Origin of the sequence: Galbibacter sp. (assembly GCF_035306585.1) — a bacterium.
Lineage (GTDB): Bacteria > Bacteroidota > Bacteroidia > Flavobacteriales > Flavobacteriaceae > Galbibacter.
Genome location: NZ_DATGNU010000048.1, coordinates 22,811 through 42,402 on the forward strand (window position 1 = coordinate 22,811; position 19,592 = coordinate 42,402).

General features: G+C 39.1%; 12 protein-coding genes. All 12 read right to left on the bottom strand.

Going from position 1 to position 19,592, the window contains the following annotated elements:
* Nucleotides 1-83: 83 nt before the first annotated feature.
* Nucleotides 84-1,109 carry a LacI family DNA-binding transcriptional regulator gene (locus tag VKY50_RS05720; RefSeq protein ID WP_324299768.1) on the bottom strand — a complete coding sequence of 342 codons (1,026 nt, stop codon included), beginning with the start codon at nt 1,107-1,109 and terminating at the stop codon, nt 84-86.
* Nucleotides 1,110-1,341: 232 nt separating this feature from the next.
* Complete coding sequence (locus VKY50_RS05725; RefSeq protein ID WP_324299770.1) at nt 1,342-2,961, bottom strand: sodium:solute symporter; 1,620 nt, start codon at nt 2,959-2,961, stop codon at nt 1,342-1,344.
* 33 nt (nt 2,962-2,994) lie between these two features.
* Nucleotides 2,995-4,188: an aldose epimerase family protein gene (locus tag VKY50_RS05730; RefSeq protein WP_324299772.1), complete on the bottom strand. Its 1,194-nt coding sequence runs from the start codon at nt 4,186-4,188 to the stop codon at nt 2,995-2,997.
* A gap of 18 nt (nt 4,189-4,206) precedes the next feature.
* Nucleotides 4,207-5,712, bottom strand: coding sequence for an L-arabinose isomerase (gene araA, locus VKY50_RS05735; protein WP_324299774.1), 1,506 nt, complete (start codon nt 5,710-5,712; stop codon nt 4,207-4,209).
* Between the two features lie 17 nt (nt 5,713-5,729).
* On the bottom strand, nt 5,730-6,434 hold the full coding sequence (locus VKY50_RS05740; RefSeq protein ID WP_324299776.1) for an L-ribulose-5-phosphate 4-epimerase: 705 nt from the start codon (nt 6,432-6,434) through the stop codon (nt 5,730-5,732).
* 10 nt (nt 6,435-6,444) lie between these two features.
* Nucleotides 6,445-8,121 carry a ribulokinase gene (locus VKY50_RS05745; protein ID WP_324299778.1) on the bottom strand — a complete coding sequence of 559 codons (1,677 nt, stop codon included), beginning with the start codon at nt 8,119-8,121 and terminating at the stop codon, nt 6,445-6,447.
* A gap of 15 nt (nt 8,122-8,136) precedes the next feature.
* Nucleotides 8,137-10,110 (bottom strand): alpha-L-arabinofuranosidase C-terminal domain-containing protein, encoded by a 1,974-nt coding sequence (locus VKY50_RS05750; RefSeq protein ID WP_324299780.1) that lies wholly within the window; start codon nt 10,108-10,110, stop codon nt 8,137-8,139.
* A 39-nt stretch (nt 10,111-10,149) separates the two neighbouring features.
* On the bottom strand, nt 10,150-12,141 hold the full coding sequence (locus VKY50_RS05755; protein WP_324299782.1) for a glycoside hydrolase family 127 protein: 1,992 nt from the start codon (nt 12,139-12,141) through the stop codon (nt 10,150-10,152).
* Nucleotides 12,142-12,213: 72 nt separating this feature from the next.
* Complete coding sequence (locus tag VKY50_RS05760; protein ID WP_324299784.1) at nt 12,214-13,200, bottom strand: arabinan endo-1,5-alpha-L-arabinosidase; 987 nt, start codon at nt 13,198-13,200, stop codon at nt 12,214-12,216.
* Nucleotide 13,201: 1 nt separating this feature from the next.
* A complete protein-coding gene (locus VKY50_RS05765) occupies nt 13,202-14,740 on the bottom strand; it encodes an alpha-N-arabinofuranosidase (RefSeq protein ID WP_324299786.1) in 1,539 nt (512 codons plus the stop codon).
* Nucleotides 14,741-14,763: 23 nt separating this feature from the next.
* On the bottom strand, nt 14,764-16,338 hold the full coding sequence (locus tag VKY50_RS05770) for a RagB/SusD family nutrient uptake outer membrane protein (protein WP_324299788.1): 1,575 nt from the start codon (nt 16,336-16,338) through the stop codon (nt 14,764-14,766).
* 9 nt (nt 16,339-16,347) lie between these two features.
* Nucleotides 16,348-19,434, bottom strand: a complete 3,087-nt coding sequence (locus VKY50_RS05775; RefSeq protein WP_324299790.1) for a SusC/RagA family TonB-linked outer membrane protein — start codon at nt 19,432-19,434, stop codon at nt 16,348-16,350.
* Nucleotides 19,435-19,592 lie beyond the last annotated feature (158 nt).

Sequence of the window (19,592 nt, forward strand, 5' to 3'; positions counted from 1 at the left end):
TCAAATATACATTACTAAATCGTTTTAGCAAATATATTATTCAATTAAATACACCCAATAGTACTTTTTCTAATTTATATAGGTTAATATCGTTTGTAGGAGGAATCACGAATAATGAGTGAAGACTCTAAAACAACTTTTCGATTAGGAACATCCGTATCAGACCTAAGTAATTTCAATATGATATCCATCGCCTCTTTGGCCATTTCGGCCGTGGGTTGGGCAACTGCCGTTATACTAGGGCTATAGGTTTTAAACAAATGACTATCATCGAAGGTAATAAAACCAATTCGATCAATGAGCCCTGGGAAATCTCGCTTAATAACCTCAAGTCCTGTTTCAGTAAGGTAATTGGTAGCAAAGAGGATGGCATCAATTTCAGGGTTCTCTTTCAAAAATGCTTTCATTTCTTTGTCGCCCTGATTACTTATTGTTTTTGAAAAAGGAAGTCTTAGCGAAATTTCCGTTAGTCCGTATTTGGAGATCGCATTCTGGTAGCCTTTTAAACGGTCTTCCATCTGAGACTGATGGGTGTCAAGAGTGATAAAAGCAATGTTTTTAAAACCATTTTCCACTAGGTGTTCAATGGCCTTTTGAGTAGCTTCCGCATTGTTCGTTACCACATAATTGGTGTCAAGTTCTGGATAATAGCGGTCGAATAACAACACTGGAATGCGCTCCTCAATTAAATTGGAGATGGTATTTTGAAGCCTTGGAGAGGGTACAATTATAAATCCATCAACCTGCCTGTTTTTAAATAAATGAATGAGTTCTTTGGATTTGTTATCATCGTTGTCATTACTACAGAACAATACCTTATACCCTTTTTTATAAGCTAGATCTTCAATGAGCCGTGCCAACTTAGCAAAGAAAGAGTTGGCAATGTCCTCTACCATAAATACAAGAATTTTTGACTCTCCAGTTCGCAAACTTTGTGCAATCTGGTTAGGTTTATAGTTGACCTTTTCAACATACTCAAGTACCTTTTTGGTGAGTTTCTTTGAAATGTGCTTCTCCTCTGCCTTACCATTTAAAACAAAAGAAACCGTAGTCACGGAGATATTTAAATCCGCTGCAATATCTTTTATGGATACTCTTTTTTTTCTCATTATCAAGCTGTCAGTATTACAGATACCCTGAAATATAGGGAGTTAATTCATGGCCAGGCGCTAAATTAGGAAAAATATTAACATTTCTAATCATCTCCATTTTTAAATTATCTACATCGAATTAAGAATAGATACTATACCAGTAAGCTATCGGAAACAATAAAGGCCTGGTGTACATTACCCAAGCCTTTGATTGTAATTCTAAGTTTCAAAATTAATTAATAGTGGTGCTTTACTTTCCGTTAAAGAGAATCATCACGCCAATTACAATAGCAACAATAAGGATTGATACAACAACATCAACCCAGTTGTAGCTGTTTTTATTATTTTGTTTTTCTTCCTCAGTGATGGTTCCGAAAGTAAGGTTCTTAACTTTGTCTTCTGATGGTGTTCTGGTTAGTAAACTAACTACAATGGCTAGGATAATACAAAATAAGAAGAACCAAGCTCCAAAGGTTAAGAAGTTCATATCGCCAAGGGCAAATAATATTCCGTTGGGATCTAAATCATCTTTAATAAGTTCCAGTATAATTCTAAAAGCACCTACGACAAATCCAGTAACGAGCGTTGTAAAGGCCCCATGAGCATTGATACGCCTGTGAAAAATCCCCAATAAGAATACCGCCGTAATCGGGGGTGAAATATAGGACTGTACTTTTTGAAGGTATTCATATAGTACACCTGAGATATTGGCCATAATAGGAATCCAGATAATACCGATTATAACCACGATAACAGTCGCTAGCTGACCTGTTCTAACAAGTTTCTTTTCGGGGGTGTTTGGTCGTAACTTCTTGTAAATATCGACGGTGAATAATGTGGAACAAGAGTTAAATACAGAGGCCAGTGAACTCATCAGGGCGGCTAATAATCCAGCTGCAACGAGCCCTCTTAATCCGGAAGGTAATAAGTTACTCATCAACACCGGAAAAGCTTCATCTGGGGAGTCCCAATGTAATTCTCCTCTCATTTTTAAGGTCAATGCAATAACACCTGGTATTAAAAATAAAAATACTGGTAAAAGTTTCAAAAGTGCCCCAAAAATAGTTCCTCTTCTACCTTCTTTTATATTTTTGGCAGTTAGGGTACGTTGAACAATGTATTGATCCGTACACCAATACCAAATACCAACAATAGTACTTGTAATTAATAAGGTTGGCCAAGGAAATTCAGGGTCAGATGCAGAACGCCACATATCGAGATATTCCGGAGTTACAGTCGCTTTCATACTCTCCCATCCCCCTACTTCGTTTAGTCCTATAATGGTAAGCACTGCTGCTCCGAAAACTAACACAATCGCTTGCAATGCCTCGGTATAAACAACCGCGCGCATTCCTCCAACAACGGTATAGAGTCCAGTTAGAATCACAGTAGATAATGCTCCTGTCCAAAAATCAATTCCTAAAAGCGCTGATACTACAATTCCCCCTGCATAAATGGTCACCGATATTTTAGTAAGTACATAAGCGATAATCGAGAATACAGATAAGACCCATCTTGAACGCGCATCGAAACGTTTTTCTAAGAATTCTGGCATGGTGAACACCCCGCTCCTCGCGTAGAAGGGAAGAAATATCCAGCCCAGCATCAATACTACCCATGCTTGTATTTCATAAATTAACATCGGAAGTTTATCGCCCGCACCTGCACCTGCCAAGCCTACCACATGCTCTGATCCTATATTGGAAGCAAATATAGAGGTCCCTACAACGAACCAACCAATATTACGTCCAGCTAAAAAGTAATCCTCGGTATTGTTTTGTTTTTTTCTGATAATCCAAACGGCGACACCAGCCAATACTAAAAAGTATAGTCCGATAAAAATCCAATCCAGTGTATCTAATGTCTTCATATATTATTCTGTTAGGTTGTTCTTGTTGTTTGTTTATTTAACTGAAAACTTAAAGGTGGTTTCACTTCTATAGGTCTGATCTGGATTCAACACCACCGATGGGAAGTCCTCTTGATTTGGTGAATCAGGGTAATGCTGCGTTTCTAAACAAAAACCTGATCGCTTGGCATAGGTTCCTCCCGATTTAGACTTTAGCGTTCCATCAAGAAAATTCCCAGAATAAAATTGTATTCCAGGCTCCGTTGTTTTAACTTCCATAAAACGACCACTTTTTGGATCATAGGCAGTGGCTGCAAGGCTTAAATCTTCGGAAACCCTGTTGAGTACCCAACAGTGGTCATAGCCTAAACCACGTTTTAATTGTTGGTTATCTTCATTAATTTGTTTACCAATGGCTTTGGCTTGTTTAAAATCAAAAGGCGTTCCAGCAACCGCTTTAAATTCACCCGTTGGAATCAATGTTTCATCCACTGGTAAGAAGGTATCCGCATTAATTGCGATTTCATGTTCTAATATATCCTTAGAGAAATCACCCGACAAGTTAAAATAGGTGTGTTGGGTTAGATTGACTATCGTCTTTTTATCCGTAGTAGCTTTGTAGCTTACCTTTAAGGTGTTGTCATTGGTTAAGGTATAAGTAACAGTGGTACTTAAATTCCCTGGATAGCCTTCTTCCATATCCTCACTTAAATAATGTAATTGAAGGGCTATGCTGTGTAGATTGGTTATCTTTGTAATTTCCCAAACCACCTTATCAAAACCTTTATTTCCTCCGTGAAGGTGATTTTGTCCATCGTTTTGAGCTAAAGTGTACTGCGTACCATCAAGGTTGAATTTTCCCTGAGCAATTCTATTGCCATATCGCCCAATAATTGCTCCAAAATATGGTGCTGGTGTGAGATAACCTTCAAGGGAATCAAAGCCTAAAACCACATCTTCAATTTTCCCATTTTTATCTGGGACTTTAAGATTGGTGATAATGCCCCCATAATTAATTACAGAAACCACCATACCATTGGCATTGGTCATAGTATATTTCTGGATGGATTCTCCAGTGGGTAATTTCCCGAAGTCTTCTTGCGAAATAGCAAGGCTATCCTTTGGCTCCTTGTTGGCAATTTCAGTTTGTTTTGTACCTTCATTCTCAGCTTTTCCCTTACACTGAACGTTTAGGAATAACACTGCTAAGACCAGTAAAAATTGCATGCTGATTTTTAATGCTTTCATGATGTTGAATTTAGTCGGTTACATTCCATGTTGAAAAATATGGTAATAGGCCTCATTTGCGTTTAAGGTATCTTTAAAAGATCGGATTCGCGTATCTTGATCGATTACCAGTAATTCAATACCTGCAATATCGGCAAAGTCCTCCATATATGCTGTATCTAAAGCTTGAGAATAAACAGTATGGTGTGCCCCTCCAGCTAATATCCAAGCTGTGGTTGCCGTCTCAAGGTTTGGTTTACAATCCCAAAGAACTCTTGCCACTGGTAAATTTGGTAGATCTTCCAAAGGCTCAATGGCCTCCACCTCGTTAACCACCAAACGGAAACGATTTCCCAAATCAACTAAGGAAGCGTTGATCGCTGGCCCTGCAGGTGAATTAAACACCAAACGCACAGGGTCTTCTTTTCCACCAATACCCAGTGAATGAACCTCACAAGAAGGTTTTCCTTGTGCAATAGATGGACATATTTCGAGCATATGTGAGCCTAAGACATACGATTTTTGGGCTCCAAAGTGGTAGGTGTAATCTTCCATGAATGAAGTGCCCCCTTCAAGCCCTGAAGCCATCACTTTCATGCTTCGTAACATGGCGGCCGTTTTCCAGTCACCTTCTGCACCAAACCCATATCCATCATTCATTAATCGCTGAACAGCTATCCCTGGAAGTTGTTGTAGATTCCCTAAATTTTCAAATGTATCAGTGAAGGCCTTAAAGCCTCCTTGGTCTAGGAAGCTACGAAGGCCTAATTCTATTTTCGCAGCATCCACTAAAGAATGTCTTTGATCCCCACCTGGTTTTAGCGACGGTGTTAGATTATATGAATTTTCATAGACCTCTAGAAGCTCTTTAAGCTGACTCTCACTTACGTCTTTAATATGTTCTATAACATCCTGCGAATCATAACCATTCACTTGAAAACCAAAACGGATTTGAGCTTCGACTTTGTCCCCTTCTGTTACAGCCACTTGTCTCATATTATCTCCAATTCGAGCTACTTTAAGATGCTGTAACTCATTCCAACCAAGGATCACGCGAGCCCATATGCCTATTTGAGACTGTACATGTGATGATCTCCAGTGTCCAACAACCACCTTTCTTTTCTTACGCAATCTAGACATTATAAATCCGAATTCTCGATCTCCGTGAGCAGATTGATTGAGATTCATAAAATCCATATCAATGTCATTCCATGGAATTTCTGCATTGAATTGAGTGTGAAGATGGCATAATGGCTTCTTTAAAATATTTAACCCATTGATCCACATTTTAGCCGGTGAGAAGGTATGCATCCAACTAAGAATCCCGAGACAGGATTTTGAACTGTTGGCCGCTACACAAAGTGATGTAATCTCCTCGGGAGTCTTCACAATGTCTTTATAGACAATTTTTATCGTTATACTTGAACAAGCGCTCAGTTCGCTTGCAATTGTTTTGGCATTATCAGCCACTTGTTTTAAAGTCTCAGGACCGTATAAATGTTGGCTTCCTGTTACAAACCAAATTTCTTTTTCAGATGAAATCATTATGTGTATATCTTGTTTTACTTTTGTCCGTAGTAAGCATCTTTTCCATGCTTACGTAGATAATGTTTTTTAATCAGTGAATCTTTTAATCGCGGTGCATCTGGATTAATTTGCAAGGTTAAAAATGCCATTCTTGCAATTTCTTCCAAGACTTTGCTATTATAAACGGCCTTAGCTGCAGTAGGTCCCCAAGTAAATGGTCCATGATTTCCTAATAAAACCATTTGGACTTCCTGGTAGTTTAAACCTTTTTCTTTGAAGCAATCCAAAATCTGAATTCCAGTGTTGTGTTCGTAGTTACCTTCAATTAAATCATCATTCATTGGAGCGGCACATGGAATATCAGCAACCAAGTGATCAGCATGAGTGGTCCCAAAAATTGGAATATCCTTTTGTGCTTGAGCCCAGGCGACAGAGTAGGTGGCATGCGTATGGGCAATTCCGCCTATATCTGTCCAATGTTTATAGAGATAAGCGTGGGTTTTTGTGTCCGAAGAAGGCCTCATACTTCCTTCTATTATATGGTTCTCAAAATCGACAATTACAATATCCTCAGGAGTCAGCTTTTCATAGGCAACCCCACTGGGTTTAATGGCAAAAACACCATGCTCCCTATCCACAGCACTCACATTCCCAAAGGTATAAATCACCAGGTTCAATGCATTTAGTTCCATATTGGCCTGGTAACATTCTTGTTTTAAATCTTTATACTTAGCGCTCATAAGCCATCATTTATTGGTTTGTAACTTCGTGTTCTATAAAATCTGCAAGCTTCGAATAAAAATCCATATGGGTTTGATACAACTGAATTTGATCTGCCTCAGGATGGTACTCTGCTTCAAAAGCACTACCCAATTCCTTGCTTGCACTTATTACATCGGGATAAATTCCCGCAGCAACAGCAGCATAAATAGCTGCTCCCAATGCAGGTGCTTGATCGGATGCCGCTATCTTGATAGGCTTGTTTAAAACATTGGCAAGTGTTTGCATAATAAAAGGTGATTTTCGGGCTACCCCGCCTATTCCTATAACGGTGTCAATTCTTACACCTTGCTCCTCAAAACGTTCCACTATTTTCTTTGCGCCGAAACAAATCGCATTTACTAAAGCTTTAAAGATATGTGGAGCTTTACTTCCTAGGCTAAGTCCCATGACGGCTGCCTTTAATTCTTGATTGGCATCTGGAGTGCGTCTTCCATTCACCCAATCCAATGCTATTGGAATGCTTTGATCCAATGGAATATTTTCGGCCATCTGAGAAAGTTTAAAAATAAAAGCATCTTCTACTTCCTTTTTAAGCAACTGTACCTGAGTTTCTTCAAGGCTTTGAGCGTTGTACACTAAATTGTGTAATGGCCAGCTCAGTACATCTTTAAACCAAGCTAACACATCCCCAAAGGCGGATTGACCAGCCTCTAGTCCAATCATATTCGGAATCACAGAACCGTCAACTTGACCACAGATCCCTTTAACCAATTGATCTTGAAGAACTTTATTCTCCGTTACCATGATATCACAGGTTGATGTACCCATTACCCGAACCAAGGTATTATCTTCAATTTTAGCACCTACTGCTCCTGCATGAGCATCAAAAGTACCCACAGCGATTACCGTCCGGGTACTTAATCCTAACTTCTCTGCCCAGGTACTATTTAAATAACCTGCAACTTGATCTGATGTAAAGGTTTCACTGTAGAGCTGACCTTTAAGCTTGGTTAAATACGGATCTAGCTGATTCAAAAATTCATCTGCGGGAAGACCGTTCCAGCTTTGATGCCACATCGCCTTATGGCCCGCTGCACATCTACTGCGTTTAAAACGATTTAAATCTTGATCATCACACAACATATAGGTCATATAATCACAATGTTCCATCCAGGTATAGGCAGCTGCTTTTACCTGTTGATCTTCGCGTGCAATGTGCAATATTTTTGCCCAAAACCATTCGGAGGAGTATATCCCTCCCTCATAACTAGTAAAATCTACCCCTCCCCAAGTTCGTGAGAGTTCGTTAATTTCATTGGCTTCCTTAATTGCCGTGTGGTCCTTCCATAAAACCATCATTGCGTTTGGATTTTCTTTAAATTCATCCAATAGCGCAAGTGGCGTTCCTTGCTTATCCAAAGGTAGCGGCGAGGAGCCTGTGGTATCTATACAAATCCCCTTGATCGCATCAGCTTCTACACCACTTTGAGTGACCACCGTTTTAATAGTCTTTTCAAGACCTTCGATATGGTCCAAAGGATGTTGTCGAAATTGATTTTTTGTGGCCTCACAATAGCGCCCTTTCTTCCATCTTGCATAATAGGAAACGTCCGTTGCAATTTCCTCTCCACTATGGGCATCTAGTAAAACAGCTCTTACGGAATCTGTACCGTAATCAAGTCCGATGACATAGGATTTTTTCATTTTCAATATTGAATTTTAATTTTCAATTTTTAGTTTAAACACATTCACAGAATATGGAGATAACTGTACCCCTTTTTGAACATTTACTTGTGTTGTTTCTGGTGAAATATTTTTTGGCTTCTCTATAGAGTTCACCGCTGTTAAATCATCACTTTTCAATATAATTTGTTCCGCTTTTTTTCCAGTTTTTACTCCCTTAATATTAAATTTAATCGATTTTGAACTAGCCCCTGTGTTAACCACCTTTACAATAACTTCCGAAGTAGATTCATCTTTCACTGCAGAGGCATATAGATCGTTTTGACCAATCAGTTTTTCTCCCCTAGCACTTACTTTCAACAAATCCGATCCACGATTGGTTGCAAATATTTGCTGCACGTAGTAATTAGGCGTACCATAAGAGCTTAAGTTGTCAAACCAAATGAGATCCGGAGTCCATTGCCAGGCTTCTGTATGCGCCATAAGAGGGGCATAGGAAGTTAATTGTACCACATCAGCATTACGCTCTAAGCCAGTCATAAATGCAGCCTCAGCTAAGGCACATTCCCAGTTATTCTCATTTTCAGGGCTCGCGATTGCTACACTTTGTGCAGCGTATTCACCGGCAAATATTTTAGGCCCATTTCGATCATAACTATCATAACGGTCTGCATTTTCTCTAAACCACTCTGGGCTTTTGTAATAGTGTTCATCAATGATCTCAGCTCCGATCTGGGTAAGTTGTTCCATTCCGTATTCAAAATAATCCCCATCAGGGAATGGTCCCGAACCCGAAACAATAACAATATCTGGATACTGGTCTTTTATGGCATCATTAAATACTTTATAACGCGCTATATAATCAGGTCCCCATTGTTCGTTCCCTACACCAATATACTTCAGATTAAATGGCTCCGGGTGCCCCATGTCTGCTCGAACCTTTCCCCATGGTGTATCTACATCTCCATTGGCGAATTCAATTAAATCAAGTGCATCTTGGACATAAGGATCCAATTGATCCATCGGTACCAATTCTCCTGTATTAAATTGACACGCAATCCCACAACTTAAAATAGGCAAAGGCGTTGCTCCAATATCTTCGGCTAGTTGAAAATATTCAAAGAAACCAATTCCAAAACTCTGGAAGTAATCTGGAGTTGGACGGTGGGAAAACTCCGTATTCCATCTGTTAAAAAGGATTTCGCGGTCGGCCACCGGTCCTACCGTTTTCTTCCATTGATAGCGTTCGGCGAGCGTTCTTCCCTCTACAATACATCCCCCTGGGAATCTTAAAAATCCGGGGTCCATATCTGCTAGTAACTGAACAAGATCCTTACGCATTCCATTTTCTCTTTTTTTCCATGTATTCTCTGGAAACATAGAGATCATATCAAGATCAATCTCACCCTGACCACTAAAAGTAATTTCTAAACTCGCTTTTTTTGAAGTTGCCTTCGCTGTAAATTCGGTTCGATACTTTTTCCAATCTCCTTTTGTTAAATCCACGGAACTAGAACCTAAGACTTTTCCAGCCTCGTCTAGAAGCTTAAAATGAATCTGGGTCACCGATCCAGCGCTATTAGAGGCTAAAAAGGAAAGACGGTAGTTTTCATTTTCATGAACACCGATTCCTCTAAAACCTTTATTGATAAGCTTATAGCCACTAGCATCGTTTATCTTAACCCTAATAAAATTATGATTGGTTTGTTCTTGTGAATACTGTACCGGTACAGCGATCCCTGAATTCTTATTATATGAATGACGATCACTATTAGGTTGTTCCCAACCCATCAAGGGCCAATCAAATTCAAAAGATCTATTTTTGATCAATTCCGCATACAATCCACCATCTGCAGCGAAATTAATATCTTCAAAAAAGATCCCGTACATAGTAGGCGCTATTTCTGCTACAGTTTTAGAGGCATCAATATCCAATGTGGTTGCTGATTGTGCCTGCAAAGGACTGTAAAAACAAAAGAACAAACCGCTTAAGAGGGTTGTTTTTATCATGTTAAAATAATTAATTTTCATAGCTTTAGTTTTTTATGATTACTGTTTGCTTGGTATCCAAACTTTCATTTTACCAATGCCTCTGTTTGACCAAGCGTAGTAAGGAATGGCGGTTAGATTTTCATTTTTAATCACATTTACTCCTTTAAGTAACGCTGGTTGCCATACCACTTCGTAGTTATCACCAGAATTTAATTCAATGGAATCAAAGTTTTCTTTATTGTCCGCCTCTTCAATAGCATAAACAATTGGACCGTATTCAAGGGCTAATTTACCTCGGTTAGCTTCTACTTTGTCATTGGTAATAACCTCTCTTGGCTCCATAGGTAAATTCAAGGCTATTGTCTCACCTTTTTTCCAATCTCTATTAATGGTAATATATCCATCTTTCACCTGAGCTTCCACCAATTCATCATTAATTTTTAAAGCCAACTGGGAGGTCATATCATCCTTATATTGGTATAAGGTTCCTGGCAAAACTTCATTTCTAAACCAACCTGGGATTCTTAGTTTTAATGTGAAATTTGCTTCCTTCTCTGGAGTTACTGTAAAGTTAACCAAACCATTCCAAGGATAATTTGTTTGTAAATCAATTGCAAGGCTTGTGGAAGGCAAATCAATTTGAGCCTGGTTTGCTATGTATAGATTTACAAAAACAGTATTATCAGTTTTAGAGTAAACAAGTCCAGGTAACGATGGTAAGAAACGGATCATATTAGTTGGACAACAAGAACAATCGAACCATTCTTGACGTGTACAGGATCCTCTATTAAATTTATAGATACCATCTGATTCCAATGCATTGGGATAAAAGAACTCCGTGCCACTTAAGGAAATTCCTGAAAGAAGACCATTGTACAGGCTACGTTCAATAACGTCTATATATTTTACATCCCCTGTTAAGTTGTGTAATCGGTGATTCCAATATACATCTCCAATGGCTGCACAAGTTTCGCTATAGGCCGTTAGATTAGGTAGCTCATAATTCGCACCAAAAGCTTCCTGTTCGTGCTTTGCACCTATTCCCCCAGTGATATACATTTTTTTGTTAACCATATTCTCCCAGAGATTATTGACGGCATTCAGATAAGCACTATCCTTATCAATAGCAGCGATATCCGTCATTCCAGCATACATATAGACAGCTCTTACAGCATGTCCTACAACTTCATCTTGCGCTATAACGGGTAAATGATCTTGTGAATATTCGCCTAAATTTGGTCTATTTTCATGGTGCCCTCTTTCATCTAGAAAGAACCGAGCTAAGTCTAAATAATCTTCGTTCTGGGTAATTCTATATAATTTCACTAGTCCAGTTTCAATAACTTGATGCCCAGGAACTTTCTCAATTTTACCTTCCCCTTTACCAAAGGTTTCAACCAATAAATCCGCATTTTTAATAGCAATTTCTAAGAAGTTTTTCTTACCCGTAGCTCTATAATGTGCAGCAGCAGCCTCATATAAGTGTCCCGCATTATAGAGCTCATGGCTGGCCTCTATTGATTCCCAGCGACTCCCATCCACAACAGCTACCCATTTAGCCGTAGGTTTATCAGGATCAATGGTTCTCCAAGTGGTCAAATAACCATCTTTTTCTTGACCAATTTTTACAATTCCAATTAGCGAATCTAATAGCTTTTCAAGCTCCGGGTTGGGGGCACTAATAAGGGAATAAGAAGCACCCTCAATTATTTTATACACATCAGTGTCATCAAAAGGCATTACCCCTCTTGCTTGCCCTTCCATCTGACCTCCAGCGATTAAGAAGTTTTCAAATCGTCCTTCCTCATCACATTTTTCTAATGCAAATTCGATCGTTTTATTTTGAATACGCTCAATAACTGGTAGCCAAAAGTCATCTTTTAATTTAACGTGTTTGATATCTACCGATGTAATTGGATAACCCGGATCAACTGAATGTGTCTGCGTATTTTCCTTTGATTCAGGCCCTGTATTACATCCTACAAGAAAAAGTAACAGACTCAGTACTGGTAAGGCCAAAAAATAACGTATGTCGTCTTTAGGTTTCATCTTAACTGGTTTTAGAAGATTGATTAAATAAGTGTGCAATTTACATTTTAAAATTTAAAAAACAACTTCCTGTTATAATTTATTCAATTCCTTGCTGGATAAATTGGGCCAATTAGCACCGTCCCAGTCCAAAGTAAGGATTTTTAATTTTGGTTTTCCATCGTCCTTTGCGTCATAGGCATGAAAGAACATATAGTCTTTATGGTTAAAAGCATAGACACTGTTATGGCCCAAGCCATACCAATTTTCATTCCCTTCTAGCAAAACAGTTCCCCCTCCATCAAACAAAGAAACGCCTTGTTTATCGAAATATGGTCCAGTTATACTTTTAGACCTTCCCACTACGATTTTATAATTACTCTCTTGCCCTCGACAACAATAATCCCAGGATAGAAACAGGTAATAGTATCCGTTTTTGTAATAAATAAAAGGGGCCTCCAGTGCTGCATTTCCAGCCTCGGTATCGGGAAGTTTAAAATCACGTTTACGTCTGGCTATAGTATGCCATTTCTCAGGATGTGCAATGGTTTTTAAATCGTCATTTAACTGAACTAACTTCAATCCCTGCCAAAAAGATCCAAAGGCCAGCCATGGTCTATGTTGTTTATCGAAAACTAAATTCGGATCAATAGCATTCCAAAGGTCTCTGTTGGGAATGGATTGAATAACAACGCCTTGATCTTCCCATTTAAAATCCGCGGCCTTACTATCGAGTGTCTTATTGGTTACTAAACCAATTGCAGAGGTATTTTTCCCAAAGCTAGATATAGAATAATACAAATAATACATCCCATTGTGATAGGAAATATCTGGCGCCCAGATATGATTATTAAATCCGGGAACTACCGTGCTGGCCCATGAGGGAGCCTGTTTAAAAACAGGCTCTTCTTTTTCCCAGTGCTTCATATCTTTGGAACTATACCAAGAAATTCCACGACCAGTGGAGAATAAATAATAATTCCCATCACGTGCTATTGCCACAGGATCATGAACTACCAACTCCTGCGACCAAAGCCCCGTTGTAATACAACAAAAAGCTAATGCCGCAACTCTTTTCATTCTAATTCAATTCAAACATTATTACAGAAAATGGGGCTATATCCACTGATAAGTTTCCTTTTTTGAATTTAAAATCTTTAAATTCTTCCACCTGAATTTTATTAGGGTTGTCAAAACTATTATGATCTCTAACATCTGGAGCGCTCAAAATACTTGCATCCGCCTTTTTCAGATTTAAACTTGTAAGATCAAGCGATAGGTTATGTGATTTATTCATATCTACATTCACCACTGAAATATGCACTTTTCCTTGAGCATCTTTTGAAGCAGAGACCGAAATCGCTGGAACTTTCTTCCCATCATATTGATAAGCATCCGTTTTAAGGTCCAGTTTAAGTAGTGTTGCATCTTGATGCACCGCATACATCTTCATTACATGATATGTAGGGGTTAAAATCATTTTTTCATCATCGGTAAGAATTACCGCTTGAAGAACATTTACCGTTTGGGCAAGATTTGCCATTTTTACGCGGTCACTGTGATTGTTAAATATATTAAGTGTCGCTCCTGCAATCATAGCATCTCTCATGGTGTTTTGTTGATATAAAAAACCAGGGTTGGTTCCCTCTTCAACATTATACCATCCTCCCCATTCATCGACAATTAGATCTATTTTTCCTTCTGGATCATATTTATCCATTATCGCCGTATGCTTTTGAATCAAGGTTTCCATGTTCAAAGCTCTTTCAATTGTTTTGAAATACTGGAGTTCATTAAAATCAACAGCAGGACCCTTAGCATCCCACTCTACAAACGAATAAGAATGTAGTGCAACCCCTTCTATAAGGTGACTTGGAACGTCTCTCATGAGGACTTCGGTCCAGTGGTAGTCATCTACATTAGCACCGGAAGCAATTCGATAAATTCCGCTATCGTTATCCCAACTACTCATAAAGGTTGCGTACTGACGGTAAAGGTTGGCGTAATATTCAGGGGTCATATTTCCTCCACAACCCCACATTTCATTGCCAACACCCCAATAAGTTACCCCCCAAGGTTTTTCTCTACCATTCTCACGTCTTAAATTAGCCATAGGACTTTCCCCATCGTGGTTGACATATTGGATCCAATCCGTGAACTCTTGGACAGTTCCACTTCCAATATTAGCAGCTAGGTAAGGCTCCGCATCCAATTCCTCACAAAGATTTAAAAAATCATGTGTTCCAAAACTATTGTCCTCGGTCACCCCTCCCCACCATCTGTTTACGATGGTAGGTCTGTCTTCTTTAGGCCCAATACCGTCTTTCCAATGATAGGTATCGGCAAAACATCCACCAGGCCAACGCAAGTTTGGAATCTTCATCTCTTTCAAGGCTTGTATAATATCGGTACGTACTCCCGCAGTATTAGGTATTTCACTATCCTCTCCCACATAAAAGCCCCCATAAATACACCTCCCAAGGTGTTCTGCAAAATGTCCGTAGATATGCCTGCTAATGGTTGGTGCATTCTCCTGCTCTTCCACCACAGCAGTGGATTGGGCTGTCGCCAGTCCACTTGCCATAATGGCTCCAGCCAGTAATAAATTTTTAAATTTCATGATTGTATAGTTAATAGTTAGATTTAATTTGCTGAGTTAGGTTCTAAATTCGGATTAACATCTAATTCAGTCTGTGGTATTGGGAGATACTCTTTCCCTGGTGTCCAGGTATTAAAATCAGAATCATGCGATTTTAACATCTCTAATTTGGCATCATCGTACAACCAACCCCACCGTATGATATCGTGAATCCGAATACTTTCTATAGCGAATTCTAATGCTCGTTCATGGCCAAGTTGATCACGCATTTGTTGCTGGGTCATATTCGGCCTTACCGCTTCCAGATCAGGTAAATTAGCCCGATCACGCACCATTTGGATATAAGGATAAGCCTCTGAAGTTCTACCGAGCTCATTTAAGGCTTCTGCATACATTAATAATACATCAGCATAACGCATCAGACGATAATTAATTTCAGATAATTCAACTGATCCTTGACTTTCAGTCGCGAATCCTAAACCATCGTGGGTATACTTCCTTGGATATATGGCAGTTTCTGCATGTGGCCATGGCACATCCTGGTAGACGGTCGTAGAATTTTCGCTAGGCTCGTATGAAGCGATTGTAACCATAAGTCGTGGATCTAATCCACCATCTACGGTCTTCTCCACCTTATATTCTTCGTAAATCCATCGAGTAGGTAAAAAGTCAGAATATCCAAATCCGTCCATGGCATAGGTATGTCCTACTGAAGATACTTGCATCCATCCAGAGGTAGGTTCGCCTCCATAATTTTTAACTGTTCCACCAACCTGATCTGGAGTCGCAAACTGTACTTCAAAAATGGACTCCGCATTGTTCTCCGTGTGCGGACTAAAGTTATCCCTATAATCGGCCATAAGACTATAATTATTCAATGGGCCATCAATTAGTTTTTTAAATTCCGTTGCTGCTAGATCCCATTGCTGGGTATATAGATATGCTTTTCCTAAGAATGCAGTAGCTGCCCCTTTTGTAGCTCTTCCTACTTGTCCTTGATCAGCCCCTGTAATACTTTGATAATCGATTGGAAGGTTATTTTGGGCGAATTTTAAATCCCCAATAATTTGATTCCAAATTTCTTCTTCTGTTGCTGTAGGGGCATAATAATCTTCCTGACTTTGCGCAGGAGTTAATACCAGAGGTACTTTTTGAAAGTTAGTTTTTAAATGGAAATACGCAATAGCTCTTAAAAAAGATGCCTGCCCTAAACAGCGCTCCTTTACTGCAGCGTCCATTTCAATATCTGGAACCCTCGCCAAAACCTGGTTCGCACGATATACGGCCTGATAGTACGCAGACCAACTCCATTCTATGGGACCCGAGGTTGGCATCAAAACAAATTGTCCGACCTGTACCAGATCCAACCATGGGCTATCTCCCGTAAAATCATCGCCACGGCCATCAGTTAGAGCGGGGGTCATTCTCATATAATAACCATCAATAAGAAATGAATTATATATGGAGTTTACTCCTTCCATAGCGTGTTGCTCAGTTAACCAAAATGTATCCGTGGTTTGACTGTTAGGATTTAACAAATCCAGCTCTTTTTCACAACTTCCTAGTATAAAGCATGTGATTATTACTACAATATATTTATAAGATTTCATAGAATTCATATGTGATGGTTAAAAAGTTAATTGCACCCCTAACATATAGGTTCTTGGTCTAGGATAGGTTCCATTATCAAAACCAGGTTCAAAAACACCTGAATTAAAATCAGGATTATAACCTTTATAGGATTGGAAGGTGTAAATATTTTGTAGGGTTCCATACACTCTTGCAGAACTTAGGAGTGTTCCAAGAGCGCTTTCTGGAATTTTATAACCTACAGAAATAGTATTTAGCCTTAAATAATCCCCTTTTTGCAACCAACCTGGTCGGTTAGAGTCTCGCGCATTACCATTGGGGTCATTGGCTACGACCCTTGGAATGTTTGTATCGGTGTTCTCAGGGGTCCATCTGTTTAAAATATCCTTATGAGAATTAATATAATCGGTTGACCACATTAGTGTTCGATACAATCTACTGTTAATATAGTAATCTGCTGCTCCAGAGGCAAATACTGTAAAATCGAAATTTTTATAGTTGGCAGAAAAGTTTAATCCATAAGTAATTCCTGGAATAGCACTACCCAAAAATTCCCGATCATCAGCATTGATGACGCCATCATCGTTTAGGTCCTTAAATTTAACATCTCCTGGAGATGTTGCTGCTGTTTGAAATGCATGGGAAGCGACCTCATCTGCGCTTTGAAAGATTCCCTCATAAACATATCCAAAATGTGCACCGACTTCACCTCCAACCTGGGTCTTGGATCCAACGCCATATACAGGTTCATCATTTCCACCCAAGGCTAAAACTTTATTTTTCAAAGTGCTGACATTGGCTGAAATATCGAAATTAAAATCACTTCCATTAGTGTAATGATATGTCATGGCTACATCCACCCCCGTATTTTTTAAACTACCCGCATTTACAGTGGGTGATTTGTTAATAGAGCCAACAGAGGCAGGGATTGGAACACCTACTAAGACATCTGTCGTCTCCTTACTATAGTACTCAACAGTAAGATCTAATGCGTGATTAAATAACGAAGCATCCATACCAATATTCATTGATGTGGTAGTCTCCCATTTAATATCCTCTGAAATAATATTGGTTTGTAATCCACCAATAACAGTTTGCCCTCCAAAATTGTACAATATATTTCGGTTTACTACAGGCTGATATAAATAATCTCCAATATTTTGATTTCCTAATTCACCATAACTTCCACGAAGTTTTAGGTCACTGATAATAGCCTCGGGAACCTTAAAGAACTCTTCATTTGAAATTCTCCAACCAACTGCGACAGAGGGATAAGTACCATATCTATTAACCGATGAGAATCTTGAGGATCCATCTCTACGGATGGTTCCAGTTATTAAGTATCGGTCGTCGAAATTATAATTCACTCTTCCAAAAATTGAAGCGAGGGTACTTGTAGACTCCGTACCACCAGAGGTTTGATTCTCTCCATTGGACAGTACTGGAAGATACGGTTCAGGGAGATTTTCAGAATGCGCAGTACGAGTTACCGCGTCATTTTTCTGATAGGTTTGACCAAGAAGAAGATCTAGCGTATGCTTTCCAAAGGTTTTCTTGTAATTCAGAGTATTTTCCACCAAACTCACTGTGTAAATTCTAGAGTTGTCATCCAAAAGTGATTTTCCTGAATTAAAAAAATATCCCATTTCAAATGCTGGCACGAAAGAAAAATCCCTTGCATGCGTTTTATCATAACTCAAGTTGAGCTTATAGGTAAGTTCGTTTCCTCCTTTATTCCACAGTTTTAATTCAGGATTGATAATGGCAAAGGTACGGTCCACCTCTACCCAATTCGTGAACAAACTATTTATTCCTGGTACATTTAAAGCAATGGTCTGGTGTAATTCTGAAGAAGTACCCGCATACCCCCCTTTATTATTGGAATCATAAACACCCATGGTAGGGATTGCAATTACCAAATCATTAATCAGTGGAGGCCTTCCACCGGTGAGGACATCCCCCCTAAAGGTTAAGGAGTTCTCAAAAGAATGTGCGTAATACAGCGAGGGCGAAATTTTAAATATTCCTTTTTCTAAAGTGGTGTTGATTCGTCCAGAATAGCGCTCATAAGTAGGGCCTTTCCCAACCAAAAAACCTTCATTGCTAAAATAATCAATAGAGGCATTATAGGTCACAGATTCTCCACCACCAGAAAAATTAAAATTATGGTTTTGCCTACTTCCGCTTTTAATCCCAACCCTCTGCCAATCGGTATCTATATCGTCAATAAACAATGGTGAATCCGGATCATTCCCAGCAATTAAAGGCATTCCCGCATTCACACGCTTTTCATTGACGATCATTTGATAATCCTCTCGTTTGAGAACAGGCATTATTTGATTTACATCATCCATCCCGTAATACCCACTATACTGGATTTTTAAAGGGGTGTTCGTTCGGCCTTTTTTTGTAGTTATAATGACCACACCATTGGCGGCCCTAGATCCATAAATAGCACCAGCTGAAGCATCCTTTAGTACCTGAACAGTGGCAATATCATTAGGATTAAAATCTCTTATCGATGTTCCAACAGGAACCCCATCTACAATATAAAGTGGTTGGTTGTTCCCAAAGGTTCCAACACCACGGATGCGAATATTGGGTGAAGCACCTGGTTGTCCATCACTAGTTACCATAACCCCCGCAGCTCTTCCTTGAAGCAGCTGAGAGATATCACTATTGGAAACCTTTTGCGCTTCGTTTGCCTCAATTACCGAAACAGAACCTGTTAGATCGGCTTTTTTCTGGGTACCGTATCCGATAACTACTACTTCTTCTAATGATGTGTTGTCAAGTTCAAGAGAAGCATTAATTACATTACCGCTACCTACAGTAATCTCTTGACTTTTAAAACCAATGTAAGAAAAAACAAGTACATCAGACGCAGTGGCCTCTATGCTGTAATTTCCATAAAAATCTGTAGCGACCCCAGTATTTGTTCCCTTGACAAGAACATTAACTCCAGGAAGTGGTTCCTCCCCTTGTGCCGCTATAACAGTTCCAGTAATTGTTTTTCCTTGAGCAAATAGCCCAGATGGCAACATCATCATTACGACTACTAAAAATGGAATCCCTCCCATAAATAAAGCGCCGAAACGATCCTTTAAGTGTTTGAATAAACTCATAATGTTAGATTCATTATTAAGTGTTGTTTTTACATTTCCAAATTAATTAATAATTTTTAACAAATACAAATAAATCCTTAGACAATTAATCACCAATCTGTAGCAAAAATGCATAATACTCAATGAACATCGATCCTCACTGCGCTGTTAAAAAATTA